Origin of the sequence: Dyella terrae (assembly GCF_022394535.1) — a bacterium.
Classification (GTDB): Bacteria; Pseudomonadota; Gammaproteobacteria; order Xanthomonadales; family Rhodanobacteraceae; genus Dyella.
This window is the reverse complement of sequence record NZ_CP089414.1, coordinates 22,549-44,640: the sequence shown is the minus strand read 5'-3', so window position 1 is coordinate 44,640 and position 22,092 is coordinate 22,549. Positions and strand designations below refer to the sequence as shown.

Genomic DNA, 22,092 nt, shown 5'->3' with positions numbered 1-22,092 from the left:
CGTGTTAGGGAGTCGCCAAGGGGGACCGGTGTGGTTTGCTCCCTATCCCCTCCGGGGAGAGGGTTGGGGTGAGGGGTGGGTGCTCGCCTCACTGTTTCATCTTTAGCCGTCATCCCTGCGAAGGCAGGGATCCAGTAGCGGTAGCGCTCGGTTGTCGCGTTTCGTCGACCTGGCCGCCCACGCGGCGGGCGTTTCGACCTCCTACCGGAGGCCGAGTCACTTTTCTTTGCATGCCCACGCACGCGCAGGAGCGCGTGCGAACGGCGAAGCCGGCCCGAAGGGCGGAGGGCAGGATGCCCGGAGTAAAGAAAAGTAACCCAAAGAAAGGGCACCCCGGTTGGCGCTGGCCGGTGAAGACGGCCAGTCCGTGAGGGGTGTCCGGGCTTTTCGACGGGGCTCCTGCCCCGGCGAAAAGGAATCGGCATCCTTGCCGACTCCCCTGCGGGCCTTGTCGTCCACCCCTCACCGCCGCACAGGGGACCTGAAGATCAAAAGCGAAAGCAGACGGCTCGTGTAGCTCCGCTACACATCGCATCGCAACAGGTCGGGTTGCTCCCGCAAACCCTCTCCTCAATGAGGAGAAGGAGTGAGAGTCCCGGCCACCCATGCCGCACAAGGGAGACAAGGCGGAAGCGCCCCCGCAAAAAACCCGAATCCGCCCCTCCCCGCCCCTGTTGTAAAATCTCCCCTTTCCCGCCTCCGGAACACCCCGAATGTCCTCCCATGCCCTGACCGCCCTGTCGCCGCTGGACGGCCGTTACGCCAGCAAGGTCGAAACGCTGCGCCCGATCTTCAGCGAGTTCGGACTCATGCACCGCCGCGTGCACGTGGAGATCGAGTGGCTGCTGGCGCTGGGTGCGGACAATGGCATCGCCGAGCTGCCGCCGTTCACTGCGGATCAGGTGGCGAAGCTCAAGGGCATCTCGGTGGATTTCAGCGTGGACGACGGCGCGCGCATCAAGACCATCGAGGCGACCACCAATCACGACGTGAAAGCGGTGGAGTACTTCATCAAGGAACGCATCGGCAACGATACCTCGCTGGCGCAGGCCAAGGAGTTCGTGCACTTCGCCTGCACCAGCGAAGACATCAACAACCTGTCCTACGCATTGATGCTGCGCGACGCGCGTGACCAGGTGCTACTGCCGGCCATCGACGGCATCATCGCCAAGCTGCGCGAGCTCGCGCACGCCAACGCCGGCCTGCCGATGCTCTCGCGCACGCATGGCCAGACGGCTTCGCCGAGCACGCTGGGCAAGGAACTGGCTAACGTAGTGGCTCGCTTGGAGCGCCAGCGCAAGCAGCTCTCGGCGGTGGAAATTCCCGGCAAGATCAACGGCGCGGTGGGCAACTACAACGCGCACGCCATCACCTACCCGGAGCTGGACTGGCGCGGTTTTTCCCAGCGCTTCGTGGAAAGTCTGGGCCTGGATTACAACGCGTACACCACTCAGATCGAACCGCATGATGGCGTGGCCGAGTACTGCGATGTGGTGCGTCGCGCCAACATCATCCTGATCGATCTGGCCCGCGACATCTGGGGTTACATCTCGCTGGGTTACTTCAAGCAGTCGCTGAAGGCCGGCGAAGTGGGCTCCTCGACGATGCCGCACAAGGTCAACCCGATCGACTTCGAAAATGCCGAAGGCAACTTCGGCCTCGCCAACGCCCTGCTCGGCCATTTCGCGGAAAAGCTGCCGATCAGCCGCTGGCAGCGCGACCTGACCGACTCCACCGTGCTGCGCGCGTTGGGCACTGCGTTCGGCCACACGATGGTGGCGCTGGAATCGCTGAAGAAGGGCTTGGGCAAACTCACGGTCAACGCCGATCGCCTTGCCGACGACCTCGACAACAGCTGGGAAGTGCTGGCAGAAGCCGTGCAGACAGTGATGCGCCGCTACGGCCTGCCGGAACCGTATGAGCAGCTCAAGGCACTTACGCGTGGCCAGGGCATCACCAAGGATTCCATGCGCACCTTCATCACCGGCCTGGACCTTCCGGCCGACGCCAAACAGCGCCTGCTCGACCTGACGCCGGGCGGTTACATCGGCCTGGCCGAGCCGTTGGCCAAGGACATCTGATCCACACGCGCCGGCCCCATGGGCCGGCGCCATTCTACGCATCAGGAGGAAGGAGCCTCTTCATGCACTTCGGACCACAAAGAGAGCTATACGAACGGCTCAGTTCGTTTCGCTATCGGCAGGCACGATACTGCTGGGCCTGGGCATGCGTCTCCGCGCCGGTGCTAATGGTCTCCATCCATGCACTCAGGACGGGACTGGGTGATGGTGCCGTGTGGATCATCATGGTGTTCATCGCCTTCCTTTCAGGCGCCACGCTGGGCATGGCGCTCGTTGGCGCGGTGGGTCTTTCCTTCGGCGCGCGCTGGGCTCAGCTCTGCGAGACCTCCGCGGTCTTTGCCATGCGCTGGCAACGCACACGATTCATCATCGCCAGCCTGTTCCTCGTCCCCATATGGTGCTTTGAGTGCTACTGGACGTTCATTGCCATCACCGAGCAGCGCATCCTGTTCGGTAGGCCAGCCAGGATCGTCACGCTTGCCGATGAGCCCGATTTGTTCTTGTTCTCACTGGTGACCTTTGCCTCTACGCTCGTCCTCATTCCCACGTACTGGATGAGTCAAGTCCGCAAGCACTTTGGTTCAAGAAGGCAGGATCTGGTGATCAGCGACAGCGGCCCGCCGTGGGACACCCCTGAGCAACCGAAGCAAAAGCGGCTTACGAAGGAGCAGCCTCGGCTTTCCAATCAGCGCAAACTCGGCGTCGACGATTGATTCCGTACAGATGCCCGGCCACAGACCGGGCATCTTCACATTGATATCAAGCCGCCTTGAGCAAACCTTCTGCCTTCAGCGCAGCCTGCACGCTCGGCCGTGCGGCCACACGCTTCTGGAACGCAAGGATTGCCGGGAGATCCGACAGATCGAAGTTCACGTGTTGCGCCCAGTTGGTGACGGTGAACAGGTACGCATCCGCCGCGGTGAAGTGATCGCCGACCAACCACTCGTGCTTGGCCAGATGCTGGTCAAGCAAGGCGTAGCGCTTGTGCAGGTAAGCCGTGCGCTCCTCGCGCACGGCATCCGGTGTGTCGGGCTTGAACAGCGGCGAATAAGTCTTGTGCAGTTCGGAGTTGATGTAGCCGAGCACTTCCTGCAAGCGGTATCGCGCGGTCGTGCCGTTGGCGGGTGCCAGGCCGCTCTCAGGCTTCAGGTCCGCCAGGTACTGCACGATGGCCGGGCCTTCGGTCAGCAGCTCGCCGCTGTCGAGTTTCAGCGCTGGCACGTAGCCCTTGGGGTTGATCTGCAGGAAGTCCTCGCCACTCGCGGTGCGCTTGGCCTTGTTGTCCACCTTTTCCAGTTCCACCGGAATACCCGCTTCCAGCGCGACGATATGCGGCGACAGCGAGCAGGCGCCCGCAGCGTAATAGAGCTTCATGATGGTTCTCTCCATGAGGGGACAGGGTCGGCGCGGCTAGTGCTCGCGCAGACCGTGGATGCTAGGCCACCATGGTTACTATTGGATACCATCTAACCGTACGTAACCCCTAAAATGCGGTAACCGCCGGGTTACCGGATTATTCCAACTGGATCACCCTCATGGGCCTGCCCCTCCGCAAAAGCAAAGTCGCCCCACCGCCCGGTTGCCCGCTCAGCGAAGTACTCGGCCTGCTGCGCGGCGCCTGGGCACCCAACGTCATCTGGCAACTGAGCGGCGAACCCCGTCGCTTCGGCGAATTACGCCACGACATACCGCGCATTTCCGCACGCGTGCTGAGTGCGCGGTTGCGCGAACTCGAATCACGCGGACTGGTGATGCGCCGTGTGCTGGATACGTCGCCACCCTCCGCGGAGTACTCGCTGACGCCACTGGGACGGGAGTTGTTGCCGGCCATCGATGCATTGGCGGGCGTGGGGAGGAAGTTGTTGGACGAATGGGAAGCGAGTCGGCGCAGAGCTGCTCGTTGAGTTCGCTAACCATCGAAACCGGGTCCCGATTTGCAACGGGATGACGACCTGGTTGAAAGAGTGGGGCCAGGTTGACCTCACCCCAACCCTCTCCCCGGAGGGAGAGGGAGCAGAACAGTGGAGTCTTACTCCATTACTCGACCTCGTCGGACCCCTCGTTGACGCCCTCGAACAAGAACGTCGACAAATACCGCTCACCCGTATCGGGCAACATCGCCAGCAACACGGAACCCTCCGGTGCATCCTTCGCCACCTGCAATGCCGCGGCCAAAGTGGCGCCGGCCGAGATGCCGACGAAGATGCCTTCCTTTTGTGCCAGGTCACGCGAGGTATCGCGTGCCACCACGTCATCGATAGGCAGGATCTTGTCCGCTATGTTGCGATTGAGCACGGCCGGAATGAAATCCGGCGTCCAGCCCTGGATCTTGTGCGGCTGCCATTCCTTGCCCGACAGCAGGGCCGCGCCCGCAGGTTCGCTGGCAATAATCTTCACTTCGGGACGTGCCACTTTCAGCACCTCGCCCACGCCAGTGAGCGTGCCGCCGGTGCCCCAACCGGTGACAAAGTAATCCAGTCGCTTGCCGGCGAAATCGCGCAGAATTTCCGGTGCCGTCGTATTGCGGTGATAGGCGGGGTTGGCCGGGTTTTCAAACTGGCTTGCCAGGAACCAGCCGTGTTTCTCTGCCAGTTCCTTCGCCCTGCGCACCATGCCGCTACCTCGCTCTGCCGCAGGCGTCAGCACGACCTTGGCACCATAGGCGCGCATCAGCTTGCGACGCTCGATGGAGAAGGTCTCCGTCATTACCGCCACGAACGGGTAGCCTCGCGCCGCGCACACGGCAGCCAGCGCAACGCCGGTGTTGCCCGATGTCGCCTCCACCACGGTCTGGCCGGGCTTGAGCACGCCGCGCTGCTCGGCGTCGATGATGATGGCGTACGCCAAGCGGTCCTTGACCGAGCCGGCCGGGTTGAATGCCTCCATCTTGGCGTACAGCGTCACGTGCTTCGGCGCCAGGCGATGGATACGCACAACGGGCGTGTTGCCGATGGTGTCGAGGATGCTGTCGTAAATCATGGAATGGCTCCGGAGCTCGGCATGGATGAAAAATCAGAGAACGCGATGGTGCGCCCGTGAAGGGCAAGGTTGTGTCAAGCCGCAGCCGCCCTGGACGACGACGACGGAGCCGGCGCGAGCAGGGTGCCCTCGGGCGGGCTGCCAAACCATGACAGCGTGGACGCCAGGCTGGCCACCTCACCAATGATCAGTAGCGCTGGCGACCTGACGTCATGCATGCTCGCCTGCTCGACCAGATCGGCCAACGTGCCCGTGACCACTCGCTGCTCCGGTCGCGACCCATTCTCGACCAGCGCAAACGGCGTGCCCGCCGCGCGGCCATGGTCGAGCAGCTTCTGCCGGATCACGGGCAACTCGCTGGTGCCCATGTAGACCGCCAACGTCTGGCGCTCCTGCGCCAGGGCCGGCCAGTCGAGCGTATCGATGGAGTTCTGGCAGTGCGCCGTAACCAGGCGCACCGATTGCGCGTGCTCACGATGCGTCAGCGGGACACCCGCGTACGCGGCGCAGGCGAGTGCCGCCGTGATGCCCGGCACCACCTCATAAGGAATAGCGTGGCTGCGCAGGAACTCCAGCTCCTCGCCGCCACGTCCGAACACAAACGGATCGCCGCCCTTCAGGCGCACCACGCGCCGCCCGGCAGCGGCATGTTGCAACATCAATGCATGGATCTGAGCCTGCGTGGCGTGATGGTTACCCGCTTGCTTAGCCACTTCGATACGTTCAGCGTCACGACGCGCCAGTGCCAGTACTTCCACGCTCACCAAGCGGTCGTGCAGGATCACATCCGCCTCGTTCAAGGCACGCAAACCGCGCAAGGTAAGCAGCCCTGGATCCCCCGGGCCGGCTCCCACCAACACCACGGAACCCAGGGATTTCGCCTCAGTGGCGTCGAGCAACCGCTCAGCCGATGCCTCAGCCAGCGCCCACTGTCCACGACGTAGCAGGCTCTGCACCGGGCCGTGCAACAGACGCTCGTAGAAGCGCCGACGCAAGGCGATGTCCGGCAGGCGTGCTCGAATACGCTGGCGCATTTGTCCCAGCAACGTGGCGAGGGAGCCCACCACCGGATCGATCAGCACTTCGAGGCGCTCACGCAACAGGCGCGCGAGCATGGGGGCATGTCCGCCGCTGGAAATGGCGATAGTGACGGGAGCGCGATCGATTACAGCCGGCACGTGGAAGCTCGATTGTTCCGCATCGTCGACGACGTTGATGAACACGCGGCGGGCATCCGCCAAGGCTGCAATGCGCTCGTGCAGGGCCGGATCAGGCGTAGCGGCCACAACGAGCCATGCGTCGTCGAGCCAAGCGTCTTCGAACAGGCCACGTAGCCATTGCACGCGCCCTTCGCTCACCCAGCCGAGCAGCGCGGGGGTGAGGTCGGGCGCCCCCACCGCAACCCGCGCGCCGGCTTCCAGCAACGAGGCCGCCTTCCGCTCCCCGACCACACCGCCGCCCACCACCAGTACCTGGCGGCCGGACAGATCGGCAAACAGCGGGTAGAGCTTCATCCAGCCTCGGGCTCCGTGAGATGGGGCAGTTGACCATCCACGCTAGGCAGGCTGAACCGGCTGTACAAATGATTTCTGGGTGGCCCGATATGCCGGGTCGTTATAAGACGAGACCCGTTGCTAGCCTCACAAAGTATTGACGCATAGCAGCAACAGATGTATAGACGTCTAATTGAGAACACTCCGTTACGGTACTTCATGGACTTTCATCGCCACCTGCTGGACACCACCCCGACCGCCTGCAAACGCAAGGCGCCGGTGTGCAGGCCTGCGCGATGTATCCGCAGCGCGACACCGAGCCACATCTCCCTCGATTGCCTGTGGAACCCGAACAATGACGCTGACGCAACTTCGCTACCTCGTCGCCATCGCTGATGCCGGCCTGAACATCACCCTCGCAGCCGAGCGGGTGCATGCCACCCAGCCGGGCCTGAGCAAGCTGCTTCGCCAGCTCGAAGACGAACTTGGCTTCCAGTTGTTCCATCGCAAGGGACGCAGCCTGCACGCGATTACGCATGCGGGTACCCACGTGTTGGAACGCGCGCGCATCATCCTGGCGGAGGCGGCCAACATTCGCTCCATCGCCGCCAACCTGCGCAACGAATCGCGCGGCACGCTGCGTATCGCCACCACCCACACTCAGGCGCGCTTTGCGCTGCCTTCGTCCGTAGCGGCACTCAGCCGCAGCTACCCGCAAGTAAGCGTCCACCTGCAGCCGGTGAGCGATTCAGACGTGATATCGCTGCTCGACAGCGGCCAGGTGGATCTGGCCATCGTCAGCACCGCCGCTGGCGCGCCGCCGCCCAACGGTATCGCCCTGCCCGCCTATCGCTGGAACCGCACGGTGGTGGTGCCGAAGAACCATCCACTGGCGCGCCAGAAACAACCGCCGACACTGGAACAGCTCGCGGCGCATCCACTGATCAGCTACGACTCCTCACTGAAACCGGAGTCTTCCCTCATCCGCGCTTTCCAGAGTGCGGGGCTCGACCCACAGATCGTGATGACGGCTAGCGACGCTGACCTGATCAAGACCTACGTACGCGAAGGACTTGGCATCGGCGTGCTCGCCGAGATGGCCTATCAACCCAACCACGACACCGATCTGCGCGAACTCGGCGCCGACAACCTGTTCGCCGCCTGCACTACTTGGATTGTGCTGCGCCGGGAAAGCGTGTTGCGTGAATATGCGCTGGATTTCATCAGTGTGTTTGCGCCGCATCTGGAGCGGCGTGCGGTGAGTCGCGCGTTGACTTCGGGGGGGCACGGGGACGTCGCAGTGGCCGGGGGGTGCCGCATTGGCGGGAGAGGCAGGTGCCGTTGAAGGTGGCGGAGCCGTTGGTGGAGGCGCAATAGCGCCTTAGTTCTTGCTCCCTCGCCCCTTTGGGGAGAGGGTTGGGGTGAGGGGTCAATCTAACCTCACCGTTTGTATCGTCATCCCGGCGCAGGCCGGGATCCAGTAGCGATGTGGCTTGGTTGTCGCTTTGCCGCGACCTGGCTCACCTGCGGCGGGCTTTCGACCTCCTACCGGAGGCCGAGTCACTTTTCTTTGCTTGCCCAAGAAAAGTAACCCGAAGAAAGGGCACCCCCACTTGGCGCTGGCCGGTGAAGCCGGCCAGTTCGTGAGGGACGGCCGGGCTTTTCGACAGGGCTTCCTGCCCTGGCGAAAAGGAATCGGCATCCATACCGATCCCCCCTGCGGGCCTTTTCGTCCACCCCTCACCGCCGCACAGGGGGCCCGACGGTCAAAAGCGACGAGCCGACGGCTCGTGCAGCTTCGCCGCACATCGCGTCGCGGCAGGTTGCGTTGCTCCTGCCTCTAGTGCAGAAAGCCAAGGCAGACGGACGATGCCGTAATGCTGCGAGTTCTCCCCAGCGGTCGGGAAGCGTAGCGAAGCCTGCTTTAAGTCCTCTCCGCATCGGCGCGTTGCGAAGCGCGCCGAAGTACCCGCTGTGTAGAGGCGAAGGTGGCCAAGCAGCAACCTTCCTCACCCGTTCGAGCTTATCCCATCGACATGCTGCGAGCGTTGGTCTGTCAGGCCATTTCTTTGGGTTATTTTTCTTTGGGCCAACAAAGAAAAGTGACTCGAGCGTCCCACGGGACTAGCTTCGCGTCGTCGGCAGACGATCGAAACGCCCGCTGCGTAGGCGGCCAGATCGCCGTAGCGCGACAACCAAACGCAAAGTCACTGGATCCCTGCCTTCGCAGGGATGACGGTTTCATCAAAACGATATGGCGAGCACCCGACCTTTACCCCCTTTTCGGGGCTCACCCCAGCCCTCTCCCCAAAGGAGAGAGGGAGCAAAAGCGCGCGAACAAATCAGCCGCGAAGCAATCCCCGAGCCCCCAACAACTCAAGAATATGCCCCGCCAACACCACCGGATCCCCCGCATTCCCATCAATCCGCAGCTCCGGATGCACCGGCACCTCATACGGATCACTGATCCCCGTGAAATGCGTAATCGCTCCCGCACGCGCCTGCGCATAGAGCCCCTTGCGATCCCGCGCCTCGCACACATCCAGCGTCGTCGCCACATGGATCTCAATAAAGTCGCCATGCGCCTCCACCAACGTGCGTGCGTCGGCGCGCGCATCAGCATAGGGCGCGATCGGCGCGCACACGGCGACGCCACCGTGTCGCACGATCTCACTGGCCACATAGCCGATGCGCGTCACGTTGGCGTTACGATCATCCCGCGAGAACCCCAGTCCACGCGACAGATGCTTCCGCACTTCGTCACCATCGAGCACGGTCACAGCGCGACTGGTGCGCTCCAGCAATTGCGCCACCACAGCCTGCGCGATGGTCGACTTGCCTGCGCCTGAGAGCCCCGTGAAAAACAGCGCGAAGCCGCGCGATGCCTGCACAGGATGGCGCTCGCGCAGGATCTTCACTACTTCGGGGAACGAGAACCACGAAGGGATCTCGCTGCCTTCATGCAGGTGACGACGGAGTTGCGTACCGGAGATGTCGCGTACTTCGTCGTCTGGCAACACTTCGTTCGACGGTAGATAGGTATCACGGTTGGCGACGTAGACCATCGCCGGGAATGGCACGATCCGGATGCCCAGTTCGTCCTGGTGCCGCTCCAGCAAGTGCTGCGCGTCGAAGGGACCGTAGAACGGCTTACCGTTGGAATCGTTGCCAGGGCCGGCGTGATCACGCCCGACGATGAAATGGCTTGCGCCGTAGTTCTTCCGAATGATGGCGTGCCACAGCGCCTCGCGCGGACCACCCATGCGCATGGCTAACGGAAGCAACGAAAGGTGCGCGCTGTTTGCTGGGTACTGCGGCAGTAGGGCTTGGTAGCAACGCACGCGTGTGTAGTGGTCGATGTCGCCGGGCTTGGTGCGACCGACTGAAGGCTGTACTAGCAGTTTCGCGCCTACTTGCTGCGCTGCGCGCAAGGTCAACTCGCGATGGGCGCGGTGCATGGGGTTGCGCGTCTGGAAGGCAACGATGCGATGCCAGCCTTGCGCCTTAAACCAGTCGCGCAGGCTGCGCGGCGTGTCGCGCAAGGTGGCGAAATCATAGTGCGACGGCGCCTGGATACCGCGCACGCGACCACCGAGATTGACGGGGCGATAGCGATCCAGCAGTTCGGCCACGCCCGGATGCGCGCGATCGGTAGTGCCGAACACTTTCAGCGCTTCATCAGTGCGATCCGGCCGGTAGATGTCCTGAACTTCGAGCACGGCTAGCGGCACGCCCTGCGTATCGCGCAGCGCAACTTCGCTGCCCGGCGCGAGTCGTTCGGCAAACGCTTCCGTGACATCGAGCGTGATCGGGATCGGCCACAGCGTGCCATCCGCCAGCCGGTACTCCTCGACCACCCGGTCGTAATCGCGTTGGGTGAGGAATCCTTCCAGTGGTGAAAAAGCGCCGCTAAGCAGCAGTTCCAGGTCGCACAGTTGCCGTGTATCCAGATCCACACCCGGCAAACCTGCGCTGCGCTGTTTGAGCGCAGCAGCTTCATCAGCCGGCAGGTACAACTCCTTCAGCACGCCGCCATGGGGCGGAATCAGCGAAGGCGGTTCTTCGTGAAAGGCAGCAACATCGGACTGGGCTAGGGCGCTCTGGCTCATGGTATGGGTCTTTGATCGGTCGGGGCGGCGGCCGGCGTTGTGCGCCGGATCGATTCTTGTGGTGTTCGGTCAAACCAGGCCGTGAAGTCCGCATTCGCGCTTCAGGCCGAAGAAACGGGTGGCGTCGACATCGGTCCCGGGTTCCCAGCGATGCGTGGTGTGTACGTCACCGATGGAGATGTAACCCTGGTCCCACAGGGGGTGGTAAGGCAGGCCGTACTTGCGCAAGTACATGCCCACGTCGCGATCATTCCAGTCCGCAATGGGATGGAATTTCCAGCGACCATCGCGGCGCTCCGCGAACGGAATCGCAGCCCGTGTGCGTGCCTGACTGCGGCGCAGTCCGGCAAACCATGAGCCGGCGCCGAGTTCCCGCAGGGCGCGCTGCATGGGCTCTACCTTGCGCAGTTGGTTGTAGCGATCGATACCCGCTACGCCCTGCTCCCACAGGCGCCCTTCCCTGGCCTCCAACCACGCCGGACTTTCGGCGGCGCTGAAGACCTTCAGGTTCAATGAAAGGCGTTGCTGCAGTTCGTCGATGAAGTGATAGGTTTCCGGAAACAGGTAGCCCGTATCGATCAGCACCACGGGAAGGTCCGGCCGCTGACGCGTCAGCAGGTGCAGCGACACGGCCGCTTGCGCGCCGAAGCTGGACGAAAGGACGTGGGTTCCCGGCGCATAGGCGAGAGCCCAGAGCACCCGTTGCTCTGCGTCCAGCGTACCCAGCCATGTATTGAGTTCGCCTAGTGCTCGGGCGTCGTGCTGCGCATCCTCGAGCAGCGCCTGGTTCATGCCACCACCTCCGCAGGAATCCTTCGCGTATTCACTCCAAGCACGCCGGTGCGTATCAAGAAATCGCCGAACCGTTCCTGGTCGCTTCGCTCCGCCGCATAGCTCGCAAACAGTGGCCTCAGCGCTTCCAGAATCGCTGCCTCGTCCACGTTTTCCCGATAGACCTGATTGAGGCGCTGCCCACGAAAATCCGCACCCAATCGCAAGTCGTAGCGCCCTGGCCCGCGTCCGACCAATGCGATCTCACCCAGGTACGGACGCGAGCAGCCATTGGGGCAGCCCGAGAGGCGCAACAGGATCGGCGCATCGCGCAAGCCGTGGGCATCCAGCAAGGCTTCCAACTGGGGAAGCAACGCCGGCAGGTAGCGTTCGCTTTCCGCCATGGCAAGACCGCAGGTCGGCAGCGCCACGCAGGCCACAGCGTGCCGGCGGATGCCGCTGTCCGTGCGATAGCTGTCAAGCCTATGCGCCGCCACGATGGCATCGATCTGCCCGCGATCATCAGCAGCCACATTGGCGATGATCACGTTCTGGTTGCAGGTGAGGCGAAAATCGCCTTGATGCACCTCAGCCAATTTGCGCAGTCCGCTGAGCCAGCGCCGCTCGCCGACATCGGCAAGGCGACCGGACTCGATCTGCAAGGTCAGATGCCAACGGCCATCCTCACCTTCGATCCAGCCGTAGCGATCACCGTTGTGATCGAAGCGATAAGCGCGCTCCGGCTCCAGCGCAAAGCCCAGGCGCTGCTCCAGCTCAGCCTTGAATGTATCCAGGCCGCGATGGTCGAGTGTGTACTTCAGCCGCGCGTGTTTACGCTCGCTGCGGTTGCCCCAATCCCGCTGCACCGCCACGATGGTTTCGGCGACGGCCAGGAGTTGGTCCGGCGTGACGAAGCCGATGACACTCGCCAGCCGTGGGTAGGTGCTGGGATCGCCGTGCGTCGCGCCCATGCCGCCACCGATAGCGACGTTGAAGCCTTTCAACTCGCCCTGTTCGATAATGGCGATAAGGCCTAGATCCTGCGCAAACACATCGATGTCGTTGAGTGGTGGAATCGCGAGGCCGATCTTGAACTTGCGCGGCAAATAGGTGCGGCCGTACAGCGGCTCTTCATCCTTCGGCTCACCGACCAGCGGCTCGCCGTCGAGCCAGATCTCGTGATAGGCATGCGTGCGTGGCGACAGCTCTTCGGAGAGACGCGTCGCCCACGCATAGGCCAACGCATGCGCAGACGACTCGACCGGATTAGGCGTGCTCACCACATTGCGCACGACGTCACCGCAGGCAGCAATGGTGGTGGCCAATGCATCATGGATGGCGGCGATGGTGGTCTTGAGGCGCTGTTTGATGATGCCGTGCCACTGAAAGGTCTGGCGCGTGGTGATGCGCAGCGTGCCGTTGGCGTGCTCACGGGCAAGTCGATCGAACACCAACCATTGCGCAGGCGTCACCACGCCGGACGGCAAGCGGGCGCGCAGCATGAAGGAGTACGCAGGCTCCAGTTTCTGCTTGCGACGCTCTTCGCGCACGTCACGATCGTCCTGCTGGTAGCTACCGTGGAACTTGAGCAGCTTGTTGTCGTCGTCGCTGATGGCGTTGGTCACCGGGTCGCGCAAACCCTCGGCGATGGTGCCGCGCAACTGGCGACTAGCGGCCTTGATGTGTTCGAAGTCGGAAAGCGGTGTCGTCATGTCAGTACACGTCGCGGGCGTAACGGCCCTGTTGCAAAAGGTCGGACAGCCACTCCCTCGCCTGCTCTGGCGATTGGCCGCCGTGGCTCACGGCTACGTCGATCAACGCGGCGTGCACGTCCTTCGCCATGTGATTGGCATCACCGCACACGTACAGATGCGCGCCCTCCTGCAGCCAGGCATACAAGTCGTGGCCTTGCTCGCGGATGCGCTGCTGCACATAAACCTTGGCGGCACCGTCGCGTGAGAACGCGAGATCAAGCCGATCCAACGACCCGTCACGCAGCGCCGTCTGCCATTCGATCTGATAGAGAAAGTCGTGGGTAAAGTTGCGATTGCCGAAGAAGATCCAGTTGCGTCCGCTTGCGGCGATTTCGCGACGTTCCTGCACGAAGGCACGGAACGGTGCGACGCCTGTGCCGGGCCCAATCATGATGATGTCGCGACCACTGTCTTTCGGTAGACGGAAACGCTCGTTTTCCTCGATGAAGACTGGCACGCGCTGGTCGTCGCTGGCAGCGGCTATAAACGAGGAAGCGGCGCCCCAATGGCGCTCGCCATAGGCCTCGTAATCCACCACGGCAACCGTCAGGTGCACTTCATCGCCGACCGTTTTTTGGCTGGAGGCGATCGAGTAAAGCCGCGGCGTCTGCGGGCGTAGTGCTGCCACCAGTTCGTCCGCCGACCACTCGGCGGGGTAACGGCGCCATAGGTCGATGGGTTGCTCGTCGGCCAGCAACGCGGCCAAGCTCGCTGAGCGATCCGGTCGAAGCAGGCCAGCCAGTTTCTCGTCGCCACTGGCATCGGCCACGGCGGCGATCAGCGGGCGACTCAGGCGTGTGAGTTCGCGTTCGTGCGATAGCCAGCGTCGAAGAGGCAGTTCCTTGCCGCCATGGTAGACAGGCTGTTCGCCGTCGAGCTTCAACAGCGTCAGCCATTGGTCCACCAGGGTAGGCGGGTTCTCCGGCCACACGCCAATGGCGTCCCCGGGCTCATAGCTCAAGCCCGAACCTTCCAGCGACAGTTCGACGTGCCGAATATCCCGCCCCGCATCACGGGCCACGATGACCTGGTTGTCGAGCACCGAAGCCGTATAGGGATGTTCGCGCGTGTGGCGGAGGCGTGAAGGCACCGGCTGCAGGTTCGCCACGCGCACCAGGGGTTGCACCGTGCCAAGTACCTGTCGCGCCTTGTCGAGCGCTTGTTCGGTCCAAGGCGTGGCGATGGCGTCGATATCGACGTCGGCTTCGCCAAGCGGTGCAAATCGCGAGGCGCCCAGCTCGGCTAGCCGAACGTCAAGCTGGCGACCGATGGCACAAAAATGCGGGTAGCTCGAATCGCCCAACCCGAGCACGGCGTACTGCAGGCCGGGCAATCGCGGTGCCCGCTTGCCCAGGATGAATTCGACAAGCCCTCGCGCATCATCCGGTGGCTCGGCGTCACCCTGGGTGCTGATCACCACGACGAGATGCGTTTCCTTAGCGAGATCGCGCTGCGCATAGCCGTCGGCTCGCACCAGCCGAACGGCGAGCCCGGCCGCTTCAGCCCGTGCGCTGAGCTGCGTAGCGAGGCGCTTTGCCTGCCCAGTCTGGCTGCCGTAAAGAATAGTGAGTCGTTCACTGCCTACCTTGGCTGTGGGCACTGGCACGACGCCGCGTTGCACTTGCTCAGCGCGCGCGGCGCTCCATGCGGCGATCCAATAAAGCTCAGCAGGGCCGAGCCCCGTAGCCAGTCGTTCCAGTGCGGACAGCTTGTCGCCGTCGAGGGAAGCCAGCCCGGTTTGCGTTGCAACGACGGCGTTCACTGTCCACCTTTGGACGTCCATACATCTGGATAGCCAAAGTAGTCATCACTTCTTGTCATGTGAAAGGAAGTGTTGTCATAACGTTATGTCCGGCGGCTTATTTCCCCTGGGGTGCGGGCAGCCCGTACACTGATCACCTCCCGATCACATTCAGGTCCATGCCCACGGATTTCCTCATCTCCGCCGCCATCGGCGCGCTGGCTCAGCTCGTCGACGGCGCGCTGGGCATGGCCTATGGCGTGACGTCGGCAGCCATGCTGCTGGCCCTGGGCATCCCGCCCGCCATGGCCAGCGCCAGCGTGCACTACGCGGAAACGCTGACTTGCGGCGCCTCGGGCATCAGCCATCTGATGGCCGGCAATGTGCTCAAGAAGCTTTTCTGGGCGCTGGTGATCCCGGGCGCCATCGGCGCCACCATCGGCGCCTACGTAGTCAGCCATGTCCCTGCGACCTGGATGAAGCTGGCGTTGACGCCCTACCTGATCGGCATGGGCCTGTTTCTGCTGTTTCGCCCGCTGCGCCGCCAGCACCTGCATGACGACACGCCGGCCATTAGCCGACCGTTGGGACTGGTGGCCGGTTTTGCCGATGCTGTGGCCGGCGGCGGCTGGAGTGCGCTGACCGTAACGACGCTGGTGGGGCGCGGAGTAAGGCCCCGTATGGTGATCGGCACGGTGCACCTGGCCAAGTGCCTGGTGAGTGCGGTGGCCAGCATCAGCTTCTTCGTGCAGGTCGGCATTCCGCACGGTGCCTCCGTCGTCGGGCTGATCGTCGGCGGCGTGCTGGCGGCCCCGCTCAGCGCCGTGCTGGCGCGCCGGATGCCGCCACGCGTGGCGACCATCCTCGCCGCACTGGCGGTACTGGCCATTGGCATCAATAACATCGCGCATACCTTGATGTCGCACTGACGGTGATCAACAGGGTCGTCATCGCCTTCGCTTAGAATGGCGGGATGACCAAAGCATCCGCCCTCCCCATCGAAGTCCGCGGCAGCGCCAAGCAGCCGCTGGGCATGAGCCCCGCCCAGTTTCTGCGCGATTACTGGCAGAAACGCCCGTTGCTGATCCGGCAGGCGTTCCCCGATTTCGTCTCGCCTATCGAGCCGGACGAGCTGGCCGGGCTGGCGCTGGAAGAGACCGCGCTGTCGCGCCTGATCATCCATGACGAGAGCCGCGACCGCTGGAAGGTGAAGTCCGGGCCGCTGACCGAGAAAGACTTCGCCAGCACCCCCAACAAGAACTGGACCCTGCTGGTGCAGGACGTGGACAAGTGGGATGCCGACGTGGCTGCCCTGCTGGAAGACTTCCGTTTCCTGCCCAGCTGGCGCATGGATGACATCATGGTCTCGTACGCCGAGCCGGGTGGCGGCGTCGGTCCGCACGTGGACCAGTACGACGTGTTCCTGCTGCAAGGCCTTGGTCAGCGCCACTGGGCGATCGACACCAACCCTGACGCGCCCAAGGACTTCCGCCCTGACGTCGAGCTCAAGCAGCTGAAGGTGTTCGAGCCTGACCACGAATGGATGCTCGAACCCGGCGACATGCTGTATCTGCCACCCGGCGTGCCACACGATGGCACCGCCTTTGGCGGCCCCTGCCTGACTATTTCAGTGGGCATGCGCGCGCCTTCTCAGGCCGAACTGACTGGCGATCTGGCGGACTACCTTGCCGAACGCCTGCCCGACGAACTCCGCTATACGGACCCGGACCTGGCGCCAACCAAGTCTGCCGGCGAGATCGACCGCGCCGCGCTGGCCCGTCTGCGTGGGGCGCTGCCGTTCGCGGCTTCGCTGGACGACACCACGCTGACCGACTGGTTCGGCCGCTTCATCACCCGCTACCGCAATGCGCAAGTACCGGTGGCCCCGGAGAAGGAACTGACCGAGGCAGCCCTGCGCAAGCAACTGGACGGCGGCGCCCACCTACTGCGCCACCCCTGGGCCCGCATGGCCTGGGCTCGAGGCAAGCGTGGGGCCACCCTGTTCGTCAACGGCCACGCTTATCCGGCCGCGGCGGAGCTGGCCGAGCGGTTGTGCGATGCCCGCGAACTGGCGCCTGGCAAATCGATCGCGGATGCCGAGTTGGCCGTACTGCTCCTCCTGGTCAATGAAGGCCACCTGGTCGTCCACAAACCGCGCCGCCGATGAGCGAGGGCGCTGCCGGCACGGACGCGACGGAGACCGGCAACGCGCCGGCGAAGTCATCCCTGCCGGCAGGCGACCGTACCGAGCTGGCCGCCGCCCGCCTTCGACTTCTGGCGGAAGCCCGGCGGCGCATCGCCATTTACCAACCGACGCTGTCCGATGACATCTATGGCAGCCCGGCCGAACTGGCCGAACTACGGCGCCTCGCCACCTCGGGTCGCGGCGCGGAGATTCGCCTGATCCTGCACGCTCCCGCCGATGCCCTACGCGAGGGCCATCGCCTGGTCGCCCTCGCCCAGCGGTTGCCCAGCATGGTGCTGGTGCGCGTGCCACTGGAAGAGCTCGACCTGGCGTATGCCTCGTCCTACCTGCTCACCGATCAGGGCGGTTACCTGTTTCAGCCCGACGCGCGGCGCGCCGACGGCCGGGCATCGCTGGCCGACCGCGCCGCGCAGGCGCCGCTGATGCAGCATTTCAACGACGTTTGGGAACGATCCGCTCGCGCGACGGCGTGGCAGCCCCTCGATCTCTAGCTCGATCTCTGCCACAGGCTGAACGGGCGTCAGGCTGGCCACAGCCCAGGCGCGTCGCGGCAAACCCTTGTGTTTCGCCGTACAAAACCGCGACCTACGACGATGGTCGGTACCCGGAAACTCGAAATATCTACCTTCGACCCCATCTGAAGTGAGTCTTTTGGGTTGCCGCGTCGCAGCAGCCCAAGGCTATAATTAACGGGATTTTTCCCAGCCATCTGGCCAACCCCGGCCAGAGCGCTGTAAGCCTCCCTTCCTCACCGGTGGTGACGTGAGCACTAATCTGATCCGCGAGTTTTTCGAATCCTCCCAACTCGCCGGCGGCAACGCCGATTATGTTGAACAGCTCTATGAATCGTGGTTGGCAGACCCTTCGTCGGTCGATGCCACGTGGAGCAAATACTTCGAGACTTTCAAAGGCCGCGAGTCGGGGGACGTGCCCCACTCTGCGGCCATTGCGCGTATAGAGGCCGCGCAAAAGCAGCGCCGTAACGGCGCCGCCGGCGCCGGCCCGGTGGACGACGCCCACGCCCGCAAGCAGGCTGGCGTGCTGCGCATCCTTACCGCCTACCGTTCGCGCGGCCATCTGGCCTCGGACCTCGACCCGCTCGGCCTGGCCGAGAAGCTGCCGGCCCCAGACCTGGAGCCCTCGTTCCACGGTCTGTCCGACGCCGACCTGGATACCGAGTTCGACTGCGGCAATTTCGCCGGCGGCGGCCAGCGCATGAAGCTGCGCGATCTGCTGGCTCGACTGAAGAAGGTGTACACCCACACCCTCGGCGTCGAGTTCATGCACATCAGCAACCATGAGCAGCGCAACTGGATCTACACCCGCCTGGAACAGGCCAACGGCAGCGCCAGCCTCGATGCCACGGCCAAGAAGCGCATCCTCGCCGAGTTGACTGCCGCCGAGGGCCTGGAACGCTACCTGCACACCAAGTACGTCGGCCAGAAGCGCTTCTCGCTGGAAGGCGGCGACAGCCTGATCCCGATGGTGGACGACGTGGTCCGCGCCGCGGGCGACAACGGCATCAAGGAAGTGGTGATCGGCATGGCCCACCGCGGCCGCCTGAACATGCTGGTCAACATCCTGGGCAAGCCGCCGCGCACCCTGTTCAACGAGTTCGAGGGCAAGTGGGATCATCCGGATGACCCGGCGCACTCGGGTGACGTGAAGTACCACATGGGCTTCTCCGCCGACGTCAAGACGCCGAACGGCGGCACGCACGTGGCGCTGGCGTTCAACCCGTCGCACCTGGAGATCGTCAACCCGGTAGTGGCCGGTTCGGTGCATTCGCGCCAGATCCGCCGCCGGGATACCGAGCGCAAGCAGTCGATGGCTGTGATCGTGCACGGCGATGCGGCGCTGGCCGGCCAGGGTGTGAACATGGAACTGTTCAACATGTCCCAGGCCCGCGGTTTCAAGATCGGCGGCAGCCTGCACATCGTGGTGAACAACCAGGTGGGCTTTACGACCTCCAACCCGCAGGACGCCCGCTCCACGCTGTACTGCACCGACCTGGCCAAGATGGTCAATGCACCGGTGTTCCACGTGAACGGCGACGACCCGGAAGCGGTGATCCAGGCCACCCGCCTTGCCTACGACTTCCGCAAGCAGTTCCGCAAGGACGTCGTGATCGATCTGGTGTGCTACCGCCGCCATGGCCATAACGAAGCCGACGAACCGGCAGCCACCCAGCCGGTGATGTATCAGATCATCCGTAAGCGCCCGACCACCCGCGACCTGTACGCGCAGGAGCTGGTCAAGCAGGGCGTGATCGCCGACGGCGACGGCCAGAAGATGTTCGAGGACTACCGCTCCCGCCTTGAGGCCGGTGAGCCGATGACCGAGCTGACCACGGCGCTCATCAAGGACATCGAGGTTGACTGGGACAAGTTCATCGGCGGCAAGCTGTCCACCGAGACCCCCACCAGCGTCGCTAAGCAGCGCCTGATCGAACTGGCCAACCAGATCCTGGTGGTGCCGAAGGACATGACGCTGCAGTCGCGTGTGGCCAAGATCTACGACGATCGCGCCAAGATGGCCGCCGGCGAACAGGCCGGTGACTGGGGCTTCGCCGAGAACCTCGCCTACGCCACGCTGGTCGACGAGAACTACAACCTGCGCATCGTGGGTCAGGACGTGGGTCGCGGTACGTTCTTCCATCGTCATGCCGTGCTGCATGACCAGAAGACCGGCTACACCTATATGCCGCTGGCGGACGTGCGTTCCGGCGCCGACGTGGAAGTGATCGACTCGCTGCTTAGCGAGGAAGCGGTCATGGCGTTCGAATACGGCAGCGCCACCACGGACCCCTTCACCCTGCACATCTGGGAAGGTCAGTTCGGCGACTTCGCCAATGGCGCGCAGGTGGTGATCGACCAGTTCATCAGCTCGGGCGAAGCCAAGTGGAACCGCTTGTGCGGCTTGGCGCTGTTCCTGCCCCACGGCTACGAAGGCCAGGGCCCGGAGCACTCCTCTGCCCGTCTGGAGCGCTTCCTGCAGTTGTGCGCGCTGGACAACATGCAGGTCTGCGTACCGACCACGCCGGCCCAGGCGTTCCACATGATCCGCCGCCAGATGGTCCGCCCGACCCGCAAGCCGCTGATCGTGATGACGCCCAAGTCGTTGCTGCGCCACAAGCTGGCGGTGTCGACGCTGGACGAACTGGCTACCGGCAGCTTCCAACTGGTGATCCCGGAGCATCGCGACGTCGCCGCCAAGAAGGTCAAGCGCGTGGTGTTGTGCTCGGGCAAGGTGTACTACGACCTGCTGGAAGACGCCGAGAAGCGTGGTCTCAACGACGTCGCTGTCGTGCGCGTGGAACAGCTGTACCCGTTCCCGCGTCCGCAGGTCACGGCCGAACTGGAAAAGTATCCTTCCGCCAAGGAAGTGATCTGGTGCCAGGAAGAGCCGATGAACCAGGGCGCGTGGTTCCAGATCCGTCATCACCTGCAGGCTTGCATCAGCAGCAAGCAGAGCCTGTCGTACGCCGGTCGCGCGCGTTCGCCGGCGCCGGCTGCCGGTCATCTGAATACCCATGTCGCCGAACAGGCGGCACTCGTCGAGCAGGCTCTGGTCGCGCCGATTGGCACCGACCACGCGGCTGAATAAGAAATCCTGAATAGTGCGGCCACGGATGGCCGCTTTTTGACTTTAGCGTTCAGGGATGGACGCACTAACTCAAGGAATCTCCATGTCTATCGAAGTCAAAGTTCCCGTCCTGCCCGAGTCCGTCTCCGACGCCACCATCGCCACGTGGCATAAGAAGGCCGGTGAAGCGGTCAAGCGCGACGAAAACCTGGTCGACCTCGAAACCGACAAGGTCGTGCTCGAAGTGCCCTCGCCGGTTGACGGCGTGCTGAAGGAAATCAAGTTCCAGTCCGGCGATACCGTGACCAGCCAGCAGGTCATCGCAGTGATCGAGGAAGGCGCCGTGGCCGCTGCGCCGGCTGCCGCCGCTGCAGCTGCAGCTGCGCCGGCTCCGGCCGCTGCTGCTCCGGCTGCCACCAAGGCTGGCAACGCCGACCTGTCCCCGGCCGGACTGCGTGTGGCCACCGAGCAGAACATCGACGCATCCAAGGTTGCCGGCACCGGCCGCGATGGCCGCGTGACCAAGGAAGACCTGCTCAACGTTGGCAAGGGTGGCGCCGCTCCGGCAGCCGCTGCGCCGGCCGCCAAGCCGACTCCGGGTTCGCGTCCGGAAGAGCGCGTGCCGATGACCCGCATGCGCGCCCGCATCGCCGAGCGCCTGATGCAGTCGAAGAACTCCATCGCCATGCTTACCTCGTTCAACGAAGTGAACTTGGCCGAAGTGGTGAAGATGCGCAAAGCGCTGGGTGAGTCGTTCGAGAAGGCCAACGGCGTGAAGCTCGGCTTCATGAGCTTCTTCGTGAAGGCCGCCGCCGAAGCGCTGAAGCGTCACCCGCTGGTCAATGCTTCGGTCGACGGTAACGACGTCGTCTATCACGGCTATCAGGACATCTCGATCGCCGTGTCCACCGACAAGGGTCTGGTGACCCCGGTGCTGCGTGACGTGCAGGACATGAGCTTTGCCGACGTCGAGCGTGGCATCGTCGATTACGCCAAGAAGGCGCGTGACGGCAAGCTGGGCCTGGACGACCTGCAGGGCGGTACGTTCACCATCACCAACGGCGGCACCTTCGGTTCGCTGCTGTCGACCCCGATCGTGAACCCGCCGCAGAGTGCCATCCTGGGCATGCACGCCATCAAGGAGCGCGCCATCGTCGAGAACGGTCAGGTGATCGCCGCCCCGATGATGTATCTGGCGCTGTCCTATGACCATCGCATCATCGATGGCAAGGACGCGGTGCTGTTCCTGGTCGATATCAAGAACCAGCTCGAGAACCCGCAGCGCATGCTTCTTGGTCTCTGACCAAGAAGCAAAATCAGGCACGGAGCTCTGGCGGCGAGCGTTGATGTTGAATCCACGCTCGCCGCACACA

The 22,092-nt window shown here is 63.7% G+C and carries 16 protein-coding genes; 9 read left to right on the top strand and 7 right to left on the bottom strand.

The window, feature by feature from the left end; translation table 11 throughout:
- Positions 1–713: 713 nt before the first annotated feature.
- Together purB and DYST_RS00185 are read left to right on the top strand one after the other, a co-directional pair.
- Positions 714–2,081, top strand: a complete 1,368-nt coding sequence (purB, locus tag DYST_RS00190) for an adenylosuccinate lyase (protein WP_239949113.1) — start codon at positions 714–716, stop codon at positions 2,079–2,081.
- Positions 2,082–2,305: 224 nt separating this feature from the next.
- The gene (locus DYST_RS00185; protein ID WP_239949111.1) at positions 2,306–2,794 is read left to right on the top strand and encodes a hypothetical protein; all 489 of its coding nucleotides are present in this window, start codon (positions 2,306–2,308) and stop codon (positions 2,792–2,794) included.
- A gap of 46 nt (positions 2,795–2,840) precedes the next feature.
- On the opposite strand, the gene gstA is transcribed toward DYST_RS00185, so the two are convergent.
- A complete protein-coding gene (gene gstA / locus DYST_RS00180; RefSeq protein ID WP_239949109.1) occupies positions 2,841–3,455 on the bottom strand; it encodes a glutathione transferase GstA in 615 nt (204 codons plus the stop codon).
- Positions 3,456–3,616: 161 nt separating this feature from the next.
- Here gstA and DYST_RS00175 point away from each other — a divergent pair, with 161 nt between their 5' ends.
- Entirely contained in the window at positions 3,617–3,985 is a 369-nt protein-coding gene (locus tag DYST_RS00175; RefSeq protein ID WP_102305018.1) for a winged helix-turn-helix transcriptional regulator, read from the top strand.
- Between the two features lie 133 nt (positions 3,986–4,118).
- On the opposite strand, the gene cysK is transcribed toward DYST_RS00175, so the two are convergent.
- Together cysK and cysG are read right to left on the bottom strand one after the other, a co-directional pair.
- On the bottom strand, positions 4,119–5,060 hold the full coding sequence (gene cysK, locus DYST_RS00170; protein WP_239949107.1) for a cysteine synthase A: 942 nt from the start codon (positions 5,058–5,060) through the stop codon (positions 4,119–4,121).
- A gap of 74 nt (positions 5,061–5,134) precedes the next feature.
- Positions 5,135–6,574: a siroheme synthase CysG gene (cysG, locus tag DYST_RS00165; RefSeq protein WP_239949105.1), complete on the bottom strand. Its 1,440-nt coding sequence runs from the start codon at positions 6,572–6,574 to the stop codon at positions 5,135–5,137.
- A gap of 334 nt (positions 6,575–6,908) precedes the next feature.
- Between cysG and DYST_RS00160 the strand changes: the two genes are divergently transcribed.
- Positions 6,909–7,898 (top strand): LysR substrate-binding domain-containing protein, encoded by a 990-nt coding sequence (locus DYST_RS00160; RefSeq protein WP_239949103.1) that lies wholly within the window; start codon positions 6,909–6,911, stop codon positions 7,896–7,898.
- Between the two features lie 997 nt (positions 7,899–8,895).
- Here DYST_RS00160 and DYST_RS00155 read toward each other — a convergent pair.
- From DYST_RS00155 to DYST_RS00140, 4 genes are all read right to left on the bottom strand, one after another.
- The gene (locus DYST_RS00155; protein ID WP_239949101.1) at positions 8,896–10,662 is read right to left on the bottom strand and encodes a bifunctional sulfate adenylyltransferase/adenylylsulfate kinase; all 1,767 of its coding nucleotides are present in this window, start codon (positions 10,660–10,662) and stop codon (positions 8,896–8,898) included.
- Between the two features lie 69 nt (positions 10,663–10,731).
- Entirely contained in the window at positions 10,732–11,454 is a 723-nt protein-coding gene (locus DYST_RS00150; protein ID WP_102305013.1) for a phosphoadenylyl-sulfate reductase, read from the bottom strand.
- Complete coding sequence (cysI, locus tag DYST_RS00145) at positions 11,451–13,145, bottom strand: assimilatory sulfite reductase (NADPH) hemoprotein subunit (RefSeq protein ID WP_239949100.1); 1,695 nt, start codon at positions 13,143–13,145, stop codon at positions 11,451–11,453. Before cysI ends, DYST_RS00150 begins: the two co-directional genes overlap by 4 nt.
- A 1-nt stretch (position 13,146) precedes the next feature.
- On the bottom strand, positions 13,147–14,970 hold the full coding sequence (locus DYST_RS00140; RefSeq protein ID WP_428993942.1) for an assimilatory sulfite reductase (NADPH) flavoprotein subunit: 1,824 nt from the start codon (positions 14,968–14,970) through the stop codon (positions 13,147–13,149).
- 137 nt (positions 14,971–15,107) lie between these two features.
- Here DYST_RS00140 and DYST_RS00135 point away from each other — a divergent pair, with 137 nt between their 5' ends.
- The 5 genes from DYST_RS00135 (at position 15,108) to odhB (ending at position 22,022) form a co-directional block, all read left to right on the top strand.
- A complete protein-coding gene (locus DYST_RS00135) occupies positions 15,108–15,857 on the top strand; it encodes a sulfite exporter TauE/SafE family protein (protein WP_239949096.1) in 750 nt (249 codons plus the stop codon).
- A gap of 44 nt (positions 15,858–15,901) precedes the next feature.
- Positions 15,902–17,095: a cupin domain-containing protein gene (locus DYST_RS00130; protein WP_239949094.1), complete on the top strand. Its 1,194-nt coding sequence runs from the start codon at positions 15,902–15,904 to the stop codon at positions 17,093–17,095.
- Positions 17,092–17,625, top strand: coding sequence for a hypothetical protein (locus tag DYST_RS00125; RefSeq protein ID WP_239949092.1), 534 nt, complete (start codon positions 17,092–17,094; stop codon positions 17,623–17,625). Before DYST_RS00130 ends, DYST_RS00125 begins: the two co-directional genes overlap by 4 nt.
- Before the next feature lie 271 nt (positions 17,626–17,896).
- Positions 17,897–20,740, top strand: coding sequence for a 2-oxoglutarate dehydrogenase E1 component (locus tag DYST_RS00120; RefSeq protein WP_239949085.1), 2,844 nt, complete (start codon positions 17,897–17,899; stop codon positions 20,738–20,740).
- 82 nt (positions 20,741–20,822) lie between these two features.
- The gene (gene odhB / locus DYST_RS00115; protein WP_239949083.1) at positions 20,823–22,022 is read left to right on the top strand and encodes a 2-oxoglutarate dehydrogenase complex dihydrolipoyllysine-residue succinyltransferase; all 1,200 of its coding nucleotides are present in this window, start codon (positions 20,823–20,825) and stop codon (positions 22,020–22,022) included.
- Positions 22,023–22,092: the final 70 nt, after the last annotated feature.

Excerpts from the sequence above, each read along its gene's own strand:
- purB (WP_239949113.1), top strand. The coding sequence starts at position 714 with ATGTCCTCCCATGCCCTGACCGCCCTGTCGCCGCTGGACGGCCGTTAC.
- DYST_RS00185 (WP_239949111.1), top strand. The coding sequence starts at position 2,306 with ATGGTGTTCATCGCCTTCCTTTCAGGCGCCACGCTGGGCATGGCGCTC.
- gstA (WP_239949109.1), bottom strand. The coding sequence starts at position 3,455 with ATGAAGCTCTATTACGCTGCGGGCGCCTGCTCGCTGTCGCCGCATATC.
- DYST_RS00175 (WP_102305018.1), top strand. The coding sequence starts at position 3,617 with ATGGGCCTGCCCCTCCGCAAAAGCAAAGTCGCCCCACCGCCCGGTTGC.
- cysK (WP_239949107.1), bottom strand. The coding sequence starts at position 5,060 with ATGATTTACGACAGCATCCTCGACACCATCGGCAACACGCCCGTTGTG.
- cysG (WP_239949105.1), bottom strand. The coding sequence starts at position 6,574 with ATGAAGCTCTACCCGCTGTTTGCCGATCTGTCCGGCCGCCAGGTACTG.
- DYST_RS00160 (WP_239949103.1), top strand. The coding sequence starts at position 6,909 with ATGACGCTGACGCAACTTCGCTACCTCGTCGCCATCGCTGATGCCGGC.
- DYST_RS00155 (WP_239949101.1), bottom strand. The coding sequence starts at position 10,662 with ATGAGCCAGAGCGCCCTAGCCCAGTCCGATGTTGCTGCCTTTCACGAA.
- DYST_RS00150 (WP_102305013.1), bottom strand. The coding sequence starts at position 11,454 with ATGAACCAGGCGCTGCTCGAGGATGCGCAGCACGACGCCCGAGCACTA.
- cysI (WP_239949100.1), bottom strand. The coding sequence starts at position 13,145 with ATGACGACACCGCTTTCCGACTTCGAACACATCAAGGCCGCTAGTCGC.
- DYST_RS00140 (WP_428993942.1), bottom strand. The coding sequence starts at position 14,970 with ATGGACGTCCAAAGGTGGACAGTGAACGCCGTCGTTGCAACGCAAACC.
- DYST_RS00135 (WP_239949096.1), top strand. The coding sequence starts at position 15,108 with ATGCCCACGGATTTCCTCATCTCCGCCGCCATCGGCGCGCTGGCTCAG.
- DYST_RS00130 (WP_239949094.1), top strand. The coding sequence starts at position 15,902 with ATGACCAAAGCATCCGCCCTCCCCATCGAAGTCCGCGGCAGCGCCAAG.
- DYST_RS00125 (WP_239949092.1), top strand. The coding sequence starts at position 17,092 with ATGAGCGAGGGCGCTGCCGGCACGGACGCGACGGAGACCGGCAACGCG.
- odhB (WP_239949083.1), top strand. The coding sequence starts at position 20,823 with ATGTCTATCGAAGTCAAAGTTCCCGTCCTGCCCGAGTCCGTCTCCGAC.